Origin of the sequence: Streptomyces lasalocidi (genome assembly GCF_005280215.1) — a bacterium.
Lineage (GTDB): Bacteria > Actinomycetota > Actinomycetes > Streptomycetales > Streptomycetaceae > Streptomyces > Streptomyces longwoodensis.
The window spans coordinates 170546-190490 of sequence record NZ_SZNQ01000001.1 but is presented as its reverse complement, the minus strand read 5'-3'; the positions used below and the strand labels follow the sequence as shown (position 1 = coordinate 190490).

The 19945-nt window shown below is 76.0% G+C and carries 1 protein-coding gene; it reads left to right on the top strand.

The features are described from left to right. The first annotated feature begins 7 nt into the window (after positions 1 to 7). Positions 8 to 19942: a non-ribosomal peptide synthase/polyketide synthase gene (locus tag E4U91_RS00750; protein ID WP_137304715.1), complete on the top strand. Its 19935-nt coding sequence runs from the start codon at positions 8 to 10 to the stop codon at positions 19940 to 19942. Positions 19943 to 19945: the final 3 nt, after the last annotated feature.

Sequence of the window (19945 nt, the reverse complement as noted above, 5' to 3'; positions counted from 1 at the left end):
GACGACCATGACGTCTTCGAAGCGAAACCGTGCCGAGGCCCTCCCGCAGGACCTCCAGGAAGCACTCCGCCGCCGGCTGGCCGGACGGGCCGCCGCGGGCGCCGCCGGCACCGCCCGGCAGGCCATCCCGCGCGCCGACCGCACCCGGCCGCTGCCGCTGTCCTTCGCCCAGCAGCGCCTGTGGTTCCTGGACCGGCTGCGCCCCGGCGACCCGCGCTACAACAGCGCCGTCGCGCTGCGCCTGACCGGCGCCCTCGACCACACCGCCCTGGCCGCCGCGCTGGAGCACGTGGTGGCGCGGCACGAGGCGCTGCGCACCACGTTCGAGGAGCACGACGGCACCCCCGCACAGACCGTGCACCCCGCCGGACCGCTCCCGCTGCCCGTCCACGACCTCACGGGAGCGGCCGGCGCCGACCTGGAGGCGGCGCTGCTGGCCGAGTACGAGCGCCCCTTCGACCTGGAGGCCGGGCCGCTGCTGCGCGCCCTGCTCCTGCGGGAGGCACCCGACGCGCACGTCCTGCTGCTGACGGCCCACCACATCATCACCGACGGCTGGTCCATGGGCGTCGTGCTCGATGAGCTGATCACCGCCTACGACGCCCTCGCCCGGGGCGAGAGCCCCGCCCCGGCACCGGTGGCCATCCAGTACCCGGACTTCGCCGTCTGGCAGCGCGAGCAGCTGTCCGGCGCCCGGCTGGAACGCCACCTGGCGTACTGGAAGGAGCACCTGTCCGGGGCGGTCGCCCCCGAACTGCCGCTGGACCGGCCCCGCCGCGGCGAGGAGTCCGGCGCGGGCGCGGTGCACACCTTCACCGTCCCCGCCGCCACCACCGCCCGGCTGAAGCAGCTCGCGGCCGACCGGCACACCACCCTGTTCACCGCCCTGGTCGCCGCCTGCCAGACCCTGCTGGCCCGCTGGTCCGGGCAGGACGACATCACCGTCGGCTCGCTCACCCCGGGGCGCGGCCGCACCGACCTGGAGCGGGCCGTCGGGTTCTTCGTGAACACCGTCGCGCTGCGCACCCGCGTCGAGACCGGCGGCTCCTTCCGGGACCTGCTCACCGCCGCCGCGGACACCGTCAACGACGCCTTCGCGCACGGCGACACGCCGTTCGAGCGGCTGGTCGAGGCCGTCGGCGCGCCCCGCGAGGCCGGCCGCAACCCCCTGTTCGACGTGATGGTCCTGCTGCACCCGGCACCGCCCACCGCGCCCGACCCGCACGGCCTGGCCGCCTCCCCGGTCGCCGTGCCCCGGCGGGCCGCCACCTTCGACCTGAGCGTCGAGTTCGTCCCCGACGGCGACGGGCTGACCGGCCTGCTGGAGTACCGCACCGACCTGTTCGACGCGGCCACCGCCGCCCGCATGGCGGACCAGCTGCTGCGCACGCTGGACGGCGCCGCCGCCGAGCCCGACCGGCCACTCGGCGCCCTGCCGCTGCTCTCGCCCGAGCAGGAGCGGCAGGTGACACACGACTGGAACGCCACCGCGCTCACGGTCCCCGAGGAGACCCTGCCCGAGCTGTTCGCGCGGCAGGCGGCCCGCACCCCGGACGCCACCGCCCTCGTCGCCGGGGACGTACGCCTCGACTACGCGACGCTCGACGCGCGCGCCGACCGTGTCGCCCGCCACCTCGTGGCGCGCGGCGCGGGCCCCGAGCGCCTGGTCGCCCTCCGGCTGCCGCGCACCGCCGACATGATCGTGGCGATTCTCGCCGTCTGGAAGGCCGGAGCCGGCTACCTGCCCCTGGACCCGGCGCTGCCCGAGGACCGGGTGCGGTTCCTCCTCGACGACGCGCGCCCCGCGCTCGTCCTCGACGAGATCGCGCTGCGGGAGGCGTACGACGCTCAGGACGGCGCTCAGGACGGCGCCACCGACGCTCCGTCGGCGCCCCCGCACCCCGACACCACCGCTTACGTCATCTACACCTCCGGCTCCACCGGGCGCCCCAAGGGCGTCGCCGTGGCGCACCGGTCGCTGGCGAACCTCCTGGCGGGCCACCGCGAGGGCTTCGTCGCCGAGGCGGGCGGCGGACCGCTGCGGGTGGCGCTCACGGCGTCGTTCTCCTTCGACACCTCCCTGGAGGGCGTGCTGCTGATGGCCGACGGCCACCCGCTGCACCTGGTCGACGAGACGACCCGGCTGGACGCCGCCGCCCTGGTCGAGTACGTCGTCGAGCACCGCATCGACTTCCTCGACCTCACCCCCACCTACCTGCGTCAGCTGCTGCCCGCCGGGCTGCTCACCGACCCCCGCCACCACCCGCGCGTCCTCATGCTCGGCGGCGAGGCCGTCGGACCCGCCCTGTGGCGGGAGCTGGCGGCGCGGCGGGACGTGGCCGCGTACAACTTCTACGGCCCCACCGAGTGCACCGTCGACGCGCTGGCCTGCCGGATAGCCGGCGACGGCCGGCCGACCGTGGGCCGGCCGCTGCCCAACGTGCGCGCCTACGTCCTCGACGACCGCCTGCGTCCCGTCCCGCCCGGCGTCGGCGGCGAGCTGTACCTGGCCGGTGTGCAACTGGCCCGCGGCTACAGCGGGCGGCCCGGACTGACGGCCGCCCGGTTCCTGCCCGACCCGTTCGGCCCGCCCGGCGCCCGCATGTACCGCACCGGCGACCTGGCCCGCTGGAGCACCGACGGACGCCTGGACTACCTCGGCCGCGCCGACGACCAGGTCAAGGTGCGCGGCCACCGCATCGAGCCCGGCGAGGTCGAGGCGGCCCTGACCGACCTGCCCGCGGTCTCCGCCGCCGCGGTCGTCGCCGTCACCGACCCGCACGGCCACGTCCGGCTCGCCGCCTACCTCGTCCCCGCAGACCCCGGCGCCCGGCCCGCCGCGGGCGAGGTGCGGGCCGCCGTACGGCAGGTGCTGCCCGACCACATGGTGCCGTCCTCCTTCACCGTGCTCGACGCCCTGCCGATGACCGTGAGTGGCAAGGTCGACCGGCGTGCCCTGCCCGCGCCCGACTTCGAAGGCGCCGAGCAGGAACGGGAGTTCGTCGCCCCGCGCACCCCCGAGGAGGAGACCCTCGCCCGCATCTGGGCCGAGGTGCTGGGCGCGCGCCGGGTCGGCGTCACGGACAACTTCTTCGAGCTGGGCGGCGACTCCATCCTCAGCATCCAGGCCGTCTCCCGGGCCCGCGCGGCCGGGCTGCACCTGACCTCACGGGACGTCTTCCGCCACCAGACCGTCGCCGACCTCGCCGCCGCCGCGTCCGTGCGCACCGCCCAGGTGCCCGCGCCCCGGCGCCCCGCCGAGGAGGGCCCGGCACCGCTGACCCCCGTACAGGAGTGGTTCTTCGCCACCCACGGCCCGCTGCGGCACTTCAGCATGTCGATGCTCCTCGACCTGCCGCACGACCTCGACGCCCCGGCGCTGGAGCGCGCCCTGGAGGCGCTGGCCGCCCACCACCCGGCGCTGCGCACCCGGTTCGCCCGCTCGGGCGACACCTGGCGGCAGCACCCCGGCGAGGGCCCGGCCACCGGGCTGCTCACCCGCCACGACCTCTCCGGCGCCGCCGACCCGGCGGCGGAGCGCGAACGGGCCGCCGAGGCCGCCCGCGCCGCCCTCGATCCCGAGACCGGCGCCCTGCTGCGCGCCGCCCTCTTCACCGGCGCGGGCGGGCGACCCCAACTCTTCGTCACCGCACACCACTTGGCGGTGGACAGCGTCTCCTGGCGGATCCTGCTCGCCGACCTCGCCGAGGCCTACCGGCAGGCGGCCGGGGGAGGAGCGGTCCGGCTGGAGCCCGTGGCCACACCGTTCACTGACTGGGCCGCGCACCTCGCGCGCCGGGTCCGCGACGGCGACCTCGACGCCGACCTGCCGCACTGGACGGCCGAGGCCGCCGAACCCCGCACCCCGCTGCCCGTGGACCGCCCCGGCACCCCGCCGGCCGGTTCCGTCCGCACCCTCGACGCCCGCCTGGACCGCGCCACCACCGAGGCGCTGCTGCGCCGGGTGCCCGCCGTCTACCGCACCCAGGTCAACGACGTGCTGCTCGGCGCGCTGAGCCGGGTCCTCGCCGACTGGACCGGCGCCGAGCGGGTGACCGTCCTCCTCGAAGGTCACGGCCGCGAGGACGACACGCTGGACCTGTCCCGCACGGTGGGCTGGTTCACCGCCCAGTACCCCGTCACCCTCGCGCCCGCCGGACCGACCGGTGCGCCCGACTGGGGCGCCACCCTCAAGGCGGTGAAGGAGCGGCTGCGGTCCGTGCCCCGGCACGGCCTGACGTACGAGGCCCTGGCCCGTCTCGGCTCGCCCGACCCGGCCGCCCGCGCCCTGAAGGACGTGCCGCTGCCGCAGATCAGCTTCAACTACCACGGCCAGTGGGAGGCCGCCGACGGCGGCGACTTCGCCCCGGCGGGTGAGACGCCCGGCCGCGACATCGCCCCGGACACACCCCTGGACCACCTGCTGGACGTCTCCGCCGTGGTCACCGACGGCGAACTCCACCTCACCTGGCACTACAGCGACCAGGTCCACGACGAGGCCACCGTCCGCGCCCTCGCCGACGGCATGACCGGCGCGCTCGCCGCGATCACCGAGCACTGCGCCCTGCCCGGCGCCGGCGGCCGCACCCCGTCCGACTTCCCGCTGGCCCGCCTCGACCAGGACCGCCTGGACCGCCTCGTCGGCGACGGCCGCGACGTGGAGGACGTCCTGCCGCTCACCCCGCTCCAGGAGGGCATGCTCTTCCACCGGCTGGTCGGCGGCCCCGACGACGTCTACGTCGACCAGGCCGGCCTGCTCCTCGACGGCGTCACCGACCCGCACGCCTTCGCCGTCGCCTGGCAGCGCGTCATCGACCGCACGCCCGCCCTGCGCACCTGCGTCGTCTGGGAGGACGTGCCCGTACCCCTCCAGGTCGTGCGCCGCGACGCCCAGGTGCCGGTCACCCACCTCGACTGGCGCGAACTGGACGAGGTGGAACGCGCCGAGCGCCTGACCTCGCTGCGCGCCGACGACCTGGCCCGGGGCATCGACCTCGCATCGGCCCCGCTGATGCGGCTCACCCTGGTCCGGCTGCCCGACGCCCGGCTGCACCTGCTGTGGACCTCCCACCACCTGATCCTGGACGGCTGGAGCCTCGCCCAGGTGCTGACCGAGGTGTGCGAGGAGTACGCGGCGCTCACCGCGGGCACCGCGGCCCGGCCGCCGCTGCGCCGCCCCTTCGGCGACTACGTGCGCTGGCTCGCCGACCAGGACCCCGACGCCGCCCGCGCGCACTGGCAGGGCGTCCTTGCCGGCTTCGCCGAACCCACCCCGCTGCCCGCCGACCGCCCCCTGCGCGAGGCCCACCAGGCCCGCTCCGCCGCCCTGCACACGGCCGGCCTGGACGCGGAGGCGTCGGCCCGCCTCGCCCGCACCGCCCGCGAGGCCGGACTCACCCTCAACACGGTCGTCCAGGGCGCGTGGGCGCTGCTGCTGTCCCGCTACGCCGCCCAGGACGACGTGCTGTTCGGCACCACCGTCTCCGGACGCCCCGACGACCTGCCGGGCGTCGAGTCGATGGTCGGCATGTTCATCAACACCGTGCCCACCCGCGTCCGCGTCGACCCCACCCGCCCCGCCGGGGACTGGCTGCGTGAACTCCAGGACGCGCAGGCCGAGTCGAGACGCTTCGCCGCCGCCTCGCTCGCCGAGCTGACCCAGCTGAGCGACGTGCCGTCCGGCAGCCCGCTCTTCCACAGCATGGTCGCCTTCGAGAACTACCCCTTCGACGAGGCCCGCACGGCCGGGTCAGGGATCCGCCTGGCCGACGTGTCCTCCCGCGACGCCACCAACTACCCGCTCGTCCTGCGCGCCTACCACGGCGAACGCCTCGGCTTCGACCTCGCCTACGACCCGGACCTGTTCGACGCGGCGACCGTCCGCGCCCTCGCCGGACGCCTCTGCCTGCTCCTGAGCGGGCTCGCCGACGGCACCGACCGGCCGCTGCGCACCCTGGCCTGGACGACCGCCGAGGAACGGCACCGGATCCTCACCGACTGGAACGGCACCGCGTCCGGCCGCCCCGCCGGGACGCTGGTGGACCTGTTCGAGGCGCAGGCCGCCCGCACCCCCGGCGCCGTCGCCGTCACCTGCGGTACCGAGCACCTCGACTACGCGACCCTCGACGCCCGCGCCGGCCGCCTCGCCCACCGGCTCGCCGAACTCGGCGCCGGACCCGAACGGTTCGTCGCCCTCGCCCTGCCCCGCTCCACCGACCAGGTCGTCGCGGTCCTGGCCGTGCTGAAGGCCGGCGCCGCCTACCTGCCGATCGACCCGAACTCGCCCGCCGAACGCATCGCCCACCTCCTCACCGACGCCACCCCGGTCACCCTGGTGACCACCACCGGCACCGCGGCCCGCGTCGACGGCACCGGTGTGCCCGTCGTCCTCCTCGACGCCCCGGACGAGGAAGCCGACCTGGCGCGGCGCCCCGCGACCGGCCCGGCACCGGCCCGCCGCCCCCTGCCGGAGAGCCCCGCCTACGCCATCTACACCTCCGGCTCCACCGGCCGCCCCAAGGGCGTGGTGATCCCGCACGCCAACGTGGTGCGGCTGTTCACCCGCACCCGCCCGTGGTTCGACTTCGGCCCGGACGACGTGTGGACGCTGTTCCACTCCTACGCGTTCGACTTCTCCGTGTGGGAGTTGTGGGGCCCGCTGCTGCACGGCGGCCGGCTCGTCGTCGTGCCCGACGAGACCGCCCGCTCCCCGGAGGACTTCCTGCGGCTGCTGGCCGACGAAGGCGTCACCGTCCTCAACCAGACGCCGTCCGCGTTCTACCCGCTGGTCCGCGCCGACGCCGAACACCCCGGCACCGGCGCCCGCCTCGCCCTGCGCACGGTGATCTTCGGCGGTGAGGCCCTCGACGTCGGCCAGCTCACCGACTGGTGGGCCCGCCACCCGGCCGACACCCCGCGCCTGGTCAACATGTACGGCATCACCGAGACCACCGTGCACGTCACCCACGCCCCGCTCGATCCCGCCACCGCCGCGCACGGCCCCGCCAGCCCCATCGGCGTCGCGATACCCGACCTCAGGGTGTACGTGCTCGACGCGGACCTGGCGCCCCTGCCGCCGGGCGCGACCGGCGAGCTGTACGTCGCCGGGGAGGGCCTGGCCCGCGGCTACCTGGGCCGCCCCGGCCTGACCGCCACCCGGTTCCTCGCCGACCCGTTCGGCCCGGCGGGCAGCCGCATGTACCGCACCGGCGACCGGGCGAAGTGGCGGCCCGACGGCACCCTGGAGTACCTGGGCCGCGCCGACGCCCAGGTGAAGATCCGCGGCTACCGCATCGAGCCCGGCGAGATCGAGGCCGCCCTGCACGCCCACCCCGAGGTCGCCGACGCCGCCGTCGGCGTGTTCGAGGACGCCTCCGGCACCCGCCGCCTGGTGGCGCACGTCGTCGGCACCGGCGGGGCGACACCCCCGGCGGCCGAGCTGCGCGCCCACCTGGAACGGCTGCTGCCCGCCCACATGGTGCCCGCCGCCTACGTCCCGATGGACGCCCTCCCGCTCACCGTCAACGGCAAGCTCGACCGGCGCGCCCTGCCCGCCCCGACGGCGGACGGCTACGCCGCCGACACCGACCGCACCGCACCGCGCACCCCCGCCGAACGGGCCGTCGCCGCCGCCTGGTCGGACGTCCTCGGGGCCCAGGAGGTGTACGCCGGGGACAACTTCTTCGCGCTCGGCGGCGACTCCATCCTCGCCGTCCGCGTCACCGCCCGGCTGCGCGCCGCGTTCGGCCCCGACGTGTCCCCGCGCGTGCTGTTCACCCACAGCACCGTGTCCGCGCTCGCCGCCGAACTCGGCGAGCCGGTGGGCGACGCCTCCGCCGCGCCCGCCGACGCGATCCCCGCGACCGCACCGCAGACCCCGGCGCCGCTGTCGTACGCGCAGCAACGCCTGTGGTTCCTCGATCGGTTCGAGCCGGGCAGCAGCGAGTACACGACGCTGTCCGTGCTGCGCCTGCGCGGCCCGCTCGACGAACGGGCCCTGCGCACCGCCCTGGACGGCCTCGTCGCCCGCCACGAGTCCCTGCGCACCACCTTCGCCGAACACGACGGGCAGCCCCGCCAGGTGGTGCACCCGCCGCACCCGGCCGCCCTGACCGTGGACGACCTCACCGCCGCGCCCGACCCGCAGGGCGCGCTGGAGGAGCTCCTCGAGCGCGAGGCCGCCACGCCCTTCGACCTGGCGACCGGACCGCTGCTGCGCGCCCGCCTGGCCCGCACCGCGGCCGACGAGCACGTGCTCGCCCTCGCCGTCCACCACATCGTCACCGACGGCTGGTCACTCGGCGTCCTCGGCCGGGACCTCGGCGAGCTGTACGCGGCCGCCCACGAGGGCCGCGACCCCGAACTCCCCGACCTGCCCGTGCGCTACGCCGACCACGCCACCTGGCAGCGCGCCCGCACCGACCAGGTCGAGCGGCAACTCGCCCACTGGCGCGAGCAGCTGGCCGGCGTACCGCCGCTGGAGCTGCCGACCGACCGGCCGCGTCCCGCCGTCCGCACCCGCGACGGCGCGCTCGTGACGTTCACGCTGCCCGCCGAGCTGACCGACCGGCTGCGCGAGCGGGGCCGGGAGGCCGACGCCACCCTCTACATGACCCTGCTCGCCGGCTGCACGGTCCTGCTGTCCCGCTGGGCCGACCAGGACGACTTCGCCGTCGGCACCGTCACCGCCGGCCGCGAGCGCCCCGAACTGCACGACGTCGTGGGCATGTTCGTCAACACGCTGGTACTGCGCAACCAGGTCCGGTCCGGCACGTCGTTCCGCGCGCTGCTCGAGCAGGTGCGCGGCACGGTCCTGGACGCCTTCGCCCACCAGGACGTGCCGTTCGAACGGCTGGTGGACGTCCTCCAGCCCGAACGCGACACCAGCCGCACCCCCCTGTTCCAGGTCATGGTCGCCCTGCACAACCTGGGCGCCGAGGCACCCGCGCTGCCCGGCCTGGACGCCGAGCCGCTGCTGCCGCCCGTCCGGCACGCCACCTTCGACCTGGCCTTCGACTTCGTGGAGGGCGACGGCGGCGTCACCGGCCACCTGGAGTACGACACCGCTCTGTTCGACGAGGACACCGTCCGCGGCCTGGCCGCCCGCCTGCGCCTGCTGCTGGAGGCGGCGGTACGGGAACCGGACCGCGACGTACGGGCGCTGGACCTGATGACCGCCGACGAGCGGCGGCGGGTGCTGCTCGACGGACAGGGAGCCCACCTCGCCGTCCCGGACACCACCTTCCCCGCCCTGTTCGAGGCGCAGGCCGCCCGCACTCCGCACGCCACCGCGCTGGTCGCCCGGGACGCCACCCTCGACTTCGCCGCCCTGAACGACCGCGCCAACCGGCTCGCCCACCACCTGCTGGCCCTGGGCGCCGGACCCGAGCGGGTGGTCGCCGTCCGGCTGCCGCGCACCTCCGAGCTGGTGGTCGCGGTCCTCGCCGTCGCCAAGGCCGGCGGCACCCTGCTCCACCTCGACCCCGACCTGCCCGCCGAACGCGCCGCCGGGCTCCTGGAGGACGCCGCCCCGCACACCGTGCTCACCGCCGACACGCTCCGCGCCACCCCGTGGGACCGGCTGCCCGCACACGACCCCACCGACCGCGACCGCCCGGCGCCGCTGCGCCCGCAGCACGCCGCCTACATGATCTACACCTCCGGTTCCACCGGCCGCCCCAAGGGCGTCGTCGTGGAACACCGCCACCTGGTCAACCTCTGCCACGACCACCGCGAGGGGCTCGTCGCCCCGCACACCGCGGACGGGCGGCGGCTGCGCGCCGCGCTCAGCGCCTCGTTCTCCTTCGACACCTCCTGGGAGGGCCCGCTGCTGCTCGCCCTCGGCCAGGAGGTGCACCTCATCGACGAGGACGTGCGCCTGGACCCCGAGGCGTTCTGCGCGCAGATCGCCGACCGGAACCTCGACCTGGTCAACGTCACCCCGTCGTTCCTGCGCGAACTCCTCGCCGCGGGCCTGCTCGCCCCCGGCCGCCACCACCCCCGCGTCCTCCTCGTCGGCGGCGAGGCGACCGGCCCCGACACCTGGCGCGAGCTGTGCGCCGCCGCCGAACTCGGCGTCACCGCCTACAACATGTACGGCCCCACCGAGTGCACCGTCGACGCCACCTACGGCCGCGTCACCGATCGCACCGACCGGCCGGTCATCGGACGGCCCGGCGCCAACCTGCGCGCCTACGTCCTCGACGGCGCCCTGCGTCCGGTGCCGCCCGGCACGCCCGGCGAGCTGTACCTCGCCGGCGCCCAGGTCGCCCGCGGCTACCTGGGCCGCCCCGGCCTGACCGCCGCGCGGTTCCTCGCCGACCCGTTCGGCGCGCCGGGGGAGCGGATGTACCGCACCGGAGACCGCGCCCGCCGCGACGCACAGGGACTGCTGGAGTTCCTGGGCCGCGCCGACGAACAGATCAAGATCCGCGGCTTCCGCATCGAACCCGGCGAGATCGAGGCCGCGCTGCTCGCCCACCCGGACGTCGCAGACGCCGTCGTCACGGCACGCGACCACGCGGGCCGCCTCATGCTCGTGGCCTACCTGGTGCCCACCGGGGACACCGCCCCGGCCGCCGACGACCTGCGCCTCGCGCTGCGCCGCACCCTGCCGGACCACATGGTGCCGGCGGCGTTCGTGCCGCTGACCCGGATCCCGCGCACCACCAGCGGCAAGACCGACCGGCGCGCCCTGCCCGCCCCGCCCGCGCAACCCGACACCACCGCCGGCTACGTGGCACCCCGCCCCGGCACCGAACAGACGCTGGCCACCCTCTGGGCCGACGTCCTGCGGGTCGAACGGGTGGGCGCACGCGACAACTTCTTCGCGCTCGGCGGCGACTCGATCCTCAGCATCCAGATCGTCTCCCGGGCCCGCCAGGCCGGTCTCGCGCTGACCACCAAGGACGTCTTCCGCCACCAGACCGTCGCCGAACTCGCCCTGCGCGTCACCGAGTCGACGCCGGTCACCACCGACACGACCGCCCCCGCCGAAGCGCCGCTCACCCCCATCCAGCGCTGGTACCTCGACGGCCGGAGCCCCGGCGACCCGCTGCGCTTCACCATGTCGCAGCGCCTCGAACTCGCCCCCGGCACCGACCTGTCCGCCCTGCGCACCGCCGTGGACGCCGTCATGGACCACCACCCGGCGCTGCGCACCCGCTTCCGCCGCACCGGGGACGGCTGGCGCCAGGAGGTCCTGCCCGGCGTCCCGGACGGCACCGTCACCCGGCACGACGTGACCGGCCTCGACGGCCCCGCCCTGGAGTGCGAGGCGGCCCGCCTCGCGGACGAGGCCCGCGCCGCCCTCGACCCCACCGAGGGCCGGGTGGCGCGCGTCCTCCTCCTCGACCGGGGCCCGCACGCCCCCTCCCAACTGGTCTTCACTGTCCACCACTTGGCCGTCGACGGCGTCTCCTGGCGCATCCTGCTGGCCGACCTGGAGACCGCCCACCGGCAGACGGCCGCCGGACACCCCGTCGAGCTGCCCCCGGCCACCACCGCCTACGGCCACTGGGCGGCCCGGCTGGAGGACCACACCCGCTCCGGCGCCCTGGACGGCGACCTCGACCACTGGCGGCGCACCGCCGAGGCCCCCGCCGACCTGCCCGCGGGCCGCCCCGGCCCCAACACCCACGGCACCGCCGCCACGGTCACCGTGGCACTGGAGCCGGAGACCACCGAGGCCCTGCTGCGCCAGGTCCCCGAGGTCTACCGCACCCAGGTCAACGACGTCCTGCTCAGCGCCCTCGGCCGCACCCTGGCCCGCTGGTGCGGACGCGACGGCGTGCTGGTCGGCGTGGAGGGCCACGGCCGCGAGGACCTCTTCGACGACCTGGACCTGTCCCGGACGGTCGGCTGGTTCACCGCCGAGTTCCCGCTCGCGCTGACCGTCGCCCCCGACGCCGGCTGGCACGACACCCTCCGCTCGGTCAAGGAGCAGCTGCGCGCGGTGCCCCTGCACGGCCTGAGCCACGGCGCCCTGCGCCACCTGCTGCCCGACAGCCCGCTGGCCGGCGCCCCGGCACCGCGGGTCGGCTTCAACTACCACGGCCGGTGGGACGCCGACGCGGGCGGCGACGGCCTGTACGCCGCCGCCCTGCCCCCGGCCGGCTCCGACACCGATCCCGACGCCCCCCGGCCCTACCTGCTGGACATCACCGGCGTGGTGCAGGACGGCCGGCTCGAACTCGGCTGGACCTACCCGCCGGCCGTCTACGACGAGTCCACCGTCCGCACCCTCGCCGAGGAGATGTGCGCGGCGCTGCGCGAGATCGCGGCCCACTGCGCCCGCCCCGACGCGGGCGGCCGCACCCCGTCCGACTTCCCGCTGGCCGGACTCGGCCAGCCGGAGCTGGACCGCCTCGTGGGCGACGGCCGGCACGTGGCCGACGTCCTGCCGCTCACCCCGCTGCAGGCCGGCATGCTCTTCCACGGCCTGGTGGACACGGCGGGCGCCTACTCCGACCGCGTGGCCGTCCGCCTGTCCGGGGTGAGCGACCCGCAGCGCTTCGCCGCCGCCTGGCAGCAGGTCGCCGACCGCACCGAGGCCCTGCGCACCAGCGTCCACTGGCAGGGCCTGCCGCACCCCGTGCAGGTCGTGCACCGGCACGCGGAGCTGCCCGTCACCCACCTGGACTGGCGAGGCCTGACAGCCGCGGAACGCGAGGCGGCCACCGAGGACCTGCTGGCCGCCGACCGCGCAGCGGCCATGGACCTGACCACGGCGCCGCTGACCCGCATCACCCTGGCCGCGCTGCCCGGCGACGAGGTCCTGCTCCTGTGGTCCTCCCACCACCTGATCCTGGACGGCTGGAGCACCGGACAGCTCCTCACCGAGGTGTGCGAGCGCTACGCCGCCCTCACCGGCGGTCGGGCGGCCCCCGCACCGGTCAGGCGCCCCTTCGCCGACTTCCTGCGCTGGCTGCACGACCAGGACGAGGCCGCCGCCGAGGCCCACTGGACCGACACCCTCGCCGGGTTCCCCGCCCGCACCCCGCTGCCCTACGACCGCACGCCGGCCGAGGAGCACCGGGCCCGCGCCGCCGCCCTCACCGGCCGGCGGCTGGACGAGGACCTGTCGGCGCGGCTGCGGCAGGGCGCCGCCCGCGCCGGGCTCACGGTGAACACCGTCATCGAGGGCGCCTGGGCGCTGCTCCTGGCGCGCCACAGCGGCCGCGACGACGTCGTGTTCGGCACCACCGTCTCCGGACGCCCGGCCGAACTGCCCGGCGTGGAGTCGATGATCGGCATGTTCATCAACACCGTGCCCACCCGCGTCCGGGTCACCGGCGGCGGAGCGGCGTCCTGGCTGCGCGCGGTGCAGGAGCACCAGAGCGACACCCGGCGCTTCGACCACCTCGCCCTGCCCCGCATCCAGGCGCTGAGCGAAGTCCCGGCCGGCGAGGCGCTGTTCGACAGCATGGTGGTGTTCGAGAACTACCCCGTCGACGAGTCCGCCACGGCCCGCACCGGCGTCCAGGTCGAGGAGGTGCGCGCCGAGGACGCGCCCACCTTCCCGCTGTGCCTGCGCGCCCACCTCGGCGACCGCCTCGGCCTCGACCTCGCCTACGACGCCGGCCTGTTCGACGCGGACACCGCCGACCGCCTCGCGGACCGCCTCACGGTCGTCCTGCGCGCCCTCGCCGACGCGCTGGGGACCGACGCGGACGTGACCGGCCTGGAAGCGCTGACCGAGGACGACCGCGCCCTGCTGGAGCGGTGGAACACCACGGCCCGACGGACCGAACCGAGCAGCCCCGTCGCCCTGTTCGCCGAGCAGGCCCGCCGCACCCCCGAGGCGCCCGCCCTGCGCGACGGCGACACGCACCTGACCTACCGTCAACTCGACCAGTGGTCCGACGCGGTGGCCTCCCGGCTCCTCGCCGACGGACTGCGCGCCGAGGACCGGGTGGCCCTGCTGATGGACCGCTCGGCCGCCCTCGTCGTCGCCCAGCTCGCCGTCCTCAAGGCGGGCGGCGCCTACGTGCCCGTGGACGCCCGCGCCCCCGAGGACCGACGCCGCACCCTGATCGAACGCGCGGGCGCGACCGTCCAGTTGTCCGCCGAGGACGTCACCGCCGTCCGCACCCCCGTGCCGGACGCGCCCGTCGCCGCACCGGCTGACCCCGACCGGCTCGCCTACGTGATGTTCACCTCCGGGTCGACCGGCGAGCCGAAGGCGGTCGCCGTACGCCACCGTGACGTGGCCGCCCTCGCCACCGACGGCCGCTTCACCGGCGGCGTGTGCGACCGGGTGCTGCTGCACTCCCCGGTGGCCTTCGACGCCGCCACCTTCGAGGTGTGGGCGCCGCTGCTCACCGGCGGCTGCGTGGTCGTGGCTCCCGCGCGGCCGCTGGACGCCGCGCTGCTGCGGCAGCTGGTCCGTGACACGGGCCTGAGCGCGCTGTGGCTGACCGCCGGCCTGTTCCGGCTGCTCGCGCAGGACGCCCCGGACTGCTTCGCCGGTCTGCGCCAGGTGTGGACCGGCGGCGACGTCGTGCCCGCCGCGGCCGTACGCCGCGTCCTGGCCGCCTGCCCGGGCCTGGCCGTCGTCGACGGCTACGGCCCCACCGAGACGACGACGTTCGCCACGTCGTTCCCGCTGGCCGACGCGGCCACCGTCCCCGACACCGTGCCCATCGGCCACCCGCTCGACGACATGCGCGTCCACGTCCTCGACGGCCGGCTGCGGCCCGTGCCGCCGGGCTGCCCGGGCGAGCTGTACCTCGCCGGCGAGGGCGTCGCCCGCGGCTACCTCGGCCGCCCCGGCGACACCGCGGCCCGCTTCCTGGCCGACCCGGCCGGCCCGTCCGGCAGCCGGATGTACCGCACCGGCGACCTGGCCCGCCGCCGCCCCGACGGCACCGTGGAGTTCCTGGGCCGCGCCGACGACCAGGTGAAGATCCGCGGCTTCCGCGTCGAACCCGGCGAGGTCGAGGCGGTCCTCGCGGGACACCCCGGCGTCACCGACGTGACCGTGCTCGCCCGCGAGGACCGGCCCGGCAGCCGCCGCCTGGTCGCCTACGTGGTCGGCACCGAAGACGTCACCTCCCTGCGGGAGTTCGCCCGCAGCTCCCTGCCGGACTACCTCGTGCCGTCGGCGTTCGTCGTCCTGCCCGCGCTGCCGCTCAGCCGCAACGGCAAGGTCGACCGGGCGGCCCTGCCCGCGCCGGAACCCGCGAGCGGCGCACAGGACGCGCCGGCCGAGCCGCGCACCGACGCCGAGCGCCGCACGCTGGAGGTCTTCGCCGACGTCCTGTCCGTGCCGTGCCCCGGCGTGCGGGACGACTTCTTCCAGCTCGGCGGCGACTCCATCCTCAGCATCCGCCTCGCCGTCCGCCTCGCCGAGGCGTTCGGCACCGAACTGTCCCCGCGCGCGGTGTTCACCCACCCGACCCCCGAGGCCCTCGCCGCCCTGCTCACCGAGAACCGTCCCGGCGACACGGCGCCCGCCACGATCGCCCCGGTCACCCGCGACACGCCCGCCCCGATGTCGTACGCCCAGCAACGCCTGTGGTTCCTGGAGGAGTTCGCGCCCGGCAGCGGCGAGTACGTCACCTCGCTGGCCCTGCGGCTGCGCGGCCGGCTCGACGTGCCCGCCCTCACCGCGGCCCTGCGCGCCCTGGTCGAGCGGCACGAGGCGCTGCGCACCACCTTCGACGCGGTCGACGGCCACGGCGTGCAGATCGTCCACCCGGCCGGCGACGTGCCGCTGACCCTGCACGACCTGTCGCGGCTCACCGGCGGCGAACGCGACACCCGGCTCGCGGACCTGCTGGACGCCGAACGCGCCCGCACCTTCGACCTGCGGCACGGCCCCCTCCTGCACACGGGCCTGTTCAGGCTCGCGGACGACGAGCACGTCCTGACGCTGACCCTGCACCACATCGTCACCGACGGCTGGTCCACCGGCGTGCTCACCGGCGACCTCGCCCACTTCTACCGCACCGAACTCGGCGCGGAGACCGGCACGTTGCCGCTGCTGCCGGTGCAGTACGCCGACTACGCCCACTGGCAGCGCGGGCGCGGCACCGACGACCACCTGGCGTATTGGAAGGAGCACCTGGCCGGTCTGGAGACGCTGGACCTGCCCACCGACCGGCCCCGGCCCGCGGTGCGCTCCCACCACGGCGCCTCCGTACGGCTCTCCCTGCCCCGCGAGACGACCCGCCGCCTCGCCCGGGTGGGCCGCGACCGGCAGGCCACCCTGTTCACCACCCTGGTCGCCGCCGCCCAGGCCTACCTGGCCCGCCTCACCGGCGGCGAGGACATCACCGTCGGCACGGTCACCTCCGGCCGCGACCGCGCCGAGGTCCAGCATCTCGTCGGATTCTTCGTCAACACCCTCGTGCTGCGCTCCCGCGTCGCACCCGACCGCCCGTTCCCCGAGTTCCTCGGCGACGTCCGCGAGACCGTCCTGGACGCCTTCGCCCACCAGGAGGCGCCGTTCGAGCAGGTCGTGGACGAGGTCCAGCCGGTCCGCGACACCAGCCGCACCCCGCTGTTCCAGGTCATGGTGGTCCTCCAGAACGCCCCGGCCGCCGCCCTCGACCTGCCCGGCCTGGAGGTCGCCGACGTCGACACCGAACTGCGGCACGCCGCGTTCGACCTCACGCTGGAGTTCGCCGAGACCGGCACCGGCGAACTGCACGGCGTCCTCACCTACAACACCGACCTGTTCGACGCGGCCACCGCCGAACGCATGGCCGACCAGCTCGGTACCCTCCTCACCGCCGTCGCCGACAACCCCGACCGGCCCCTGGGCGCCCTGCCCCTGGCCAGCGACGAGACGCTCAAGGCCGTGCTCGACCAGGGCCGCGCCACCGCCCGCCCGGTCCCGCCGGCCACCCTGCCCGAGCTGTTCGAACGACAGGCCGCCCGCACCCCCGACGCCGTCGCCCTGGCCGACGCCGACGGCCGGGAACTGACGTACGCGCACGTCGAGCGCGCCGCCAACCGGCTGGCGCACCGCCTCATCGCCCGGGGCGTCGGTCCCGAGCGGATCGTGGCGCTGGCGCTGCCCCGCGGCGCCGGGACGGTCGTGGCGCAGCTCGCCGTCACCAAGGCCGGCGGCGCCTTCCTGCCCGTCGACCCCGACTACCCCGAGCAGCGCCGGGAGTTCATGCTCCGCGACGCCGGCGCCTGGCTCGTCCTGGACGACCCGGCCGCCGTGTGGGACGCCGACGGCCCGGACACCGCGCCCACGGACGCCGACCGCACCTGCCCGCTGACCGTCGACCACCCGGCGTACGTGATCTACACGTCCGGCTCCACCGGCACCCCCAAGGGCGTCACCGTGACGCACCGCGGCCTCGCCGCCTTCGCCGCGGGAGCCGCCGACCGCTACGACGCGGGCCCCGGCGACCGCGTCCTGCAGTTCGCCTCACCCAGCTTCGACGCCTCGGTGCTGGAGCTGTGCGTGTCGCTGCTCAGCGGCGCCACCCTGCTCACCGGCGAGGAGGGCCCCCTCGTCGGCGAACGCCTCGCCGAGGTCCTCGCCGGGCGGCGCGTCAGCCACACCCTGATCCCGCCCGCCGCCCTCGCCACGGTCGACCCGGGGATCGCCGACACGCTGCCGTACCTGCGCACCCTCATCGTCGGTGCCGAGGCCTGCCCCGCCCACCTCGTCGAGCAGTGGACCCCCGGCCGACGGATGATCAACTCGTACGGCCCGACCGAGGCCACCGTCGTCGCCACCTGGACCGGCCCGCTCACCCCGGGCGCGGGCGCCCCGCCCATCGGACGCCCGGCCGGCGCCACCCGCGTCCACGTCCTGGACGCCGCCCTGCGCCCCGTCCCGCCCGGCGTCACCGGCGACCTCTACGTCTCCGGACCCGGCCTGGCCCGTGGCTACCTCCACCGGCCCGGCCTGACCGCGTCCCGCTTCGTCGCCGACCCGTTCGGCGCCCCCGGCGAGCGCATGTACCGCACCGGCGACCGCGCCCGCTGGGACGCCCACGGCGACCTGCGCTTCGCCGGACGCGCCGACGCCCAGCTCAAACTGCGCGGCTTCCGCATCGAACCCGGAGAGATCGAGAGCGCGCTGCGCGGCAGCCCGCTGGTGCGCGACGCGGTCGTCACCGTACGCGCCGGTGGCAGCGACCCGGACGGCCGCTCCGGGGCACGGCTGGTGGCCCACGTCGTCCCCGCCGACGGAACCCCGGACCCCCTGCCCGTCCCCGAACTGCGCGACCACCTCGCCGGACTGCTTCCGGCGCACATGATCCCCTCGGCGTTCGTGCCGCTGGACCGGCTGCCGCTCACCCCGAACGGCAAGACCGACCGCAACGCGCTCCCCGAACCCGGGCCCGCGCACACCGCCACCGGCCCGCACACGCCGCCGCGCACCGACACCGAACGCCGCATCGCCCGCATCTGGGGCGACGTCCTCGGCGTCGCCGACGTCGGGGCGCACGACAACTTCTTCCACCTCGGCGGCGACTCCGTCCTCAGCATGCAGGTCGTCTCCCGGATGCGGCGCGACGGGCTGCACGTGACCACCCGCGACCTGTTCACCCACCAGACCGTCGCCGAACTGGCCGGCGTCGTCACCACGGCCCCGCGGCACACCGGGGAGGAGGCGGTGAGCGGGGACGTGCCGCTCACCCCCATCCAGGAGTGGTTCCTGACCGGACGGCGCGCCAGCCACGCCCACTTCAACCAGTCCCTGCTGGTGGAGCTCGCCCCCGGCGTCGACGCCACCGCCCTGGAAACGGCCCTCAACGCCCTGCTCGACCACCACGACGCCCTGCGCATGCGCTTCACCGCCGGCCAGGACGGCTGGCGCCAGTACAACCCGCCCGCCGACGACACCGACCGCAACGGGCTCCTGACCCGCCACGACCTCGGCGGCCTCACCGCCACCGACGCCGACACGGCGATGGAGAAGGCCGCCGACGACCTGCACACCGGCTTCGACCTCGCACGCGGCCCGCTGCTGCGGGCGGCCCTGTTCACCGGCGCCGCCGACCGGCCCGACTTCCTCCTCCTGGTCGGCCACCACCTGGTCGTGGACGCCGTCTCCTGGCGCATCCTGCGCGACGACCTGGAGGCCGCCTACCGGCAGGCGGTCCAGGGCGAACCCGTGGCCCTGGGCGAACGCACCACCTCCTTCCGCGACTGGTCCCGCGGTCTCGCCGCACACGTGGCCTCCGGGGCCCTCGACCACGAACTGCCCTACTGGGAACGCGCCGTGGACACCGAGCCGCTCCCGTCCGAGACAACGGACGGCCCCGACACCGGCGTCGTCGAGACGCTCACCGTCGAACTGGACGAGGCGGACACCGAGGCCCTGCTGCGCGCCGCGCCGACCGCCTACCGCACCCGCGTCAACGACGTCCTGCTCGCCGCCCTCGCCCTCGCCCTGGCCCGCTGGACCGGCCACGAGGACGTCCGCCTGGACCTGGAGGGACACGGCCGCGAGGACGTCCTGGACGACGTCGACCTGACCCGCACGGTCGGCTGGTTCACCACCGTCCACCCCGTCGCCCTCCAGGTCCCCGAACCCGCCGACCTCGGCCCCGACCGCGACTGGCGCACCCTGGTGAAGTCGGTACGCCGCCAGCTGCGCGCCGTACCCGGCAACGGCCTCGGCTTCGGCGCCCTGCGCACCTTCGGCCCGCCCGAGGTGCGCGAGCGCCTGGGACGCGCCGCCCACGGACAGGTCGTCTTCAACTACCTCGGACAGTGGGACTCCCGCCCGGAGAACCCCGGGGACGGCCTGGTCCGCGCCGAACACGGCTCGTTCGGCCGCCACCACGACCCGCGCGACAGCGGCTCCCACCCGCTGGAGATCGTCGGCGCCGTCCAGCGCGGCCGACTCTCCTTCACCTGGCACCACCGGCCCGCCCTGCACGCCACCGACACCGTGCGCCGGGTCGCCGAGGACTTCGCCCGGGCCCTGCGCCACATCGCCCACCACGCCCGCGAGCGCCGGTGACCC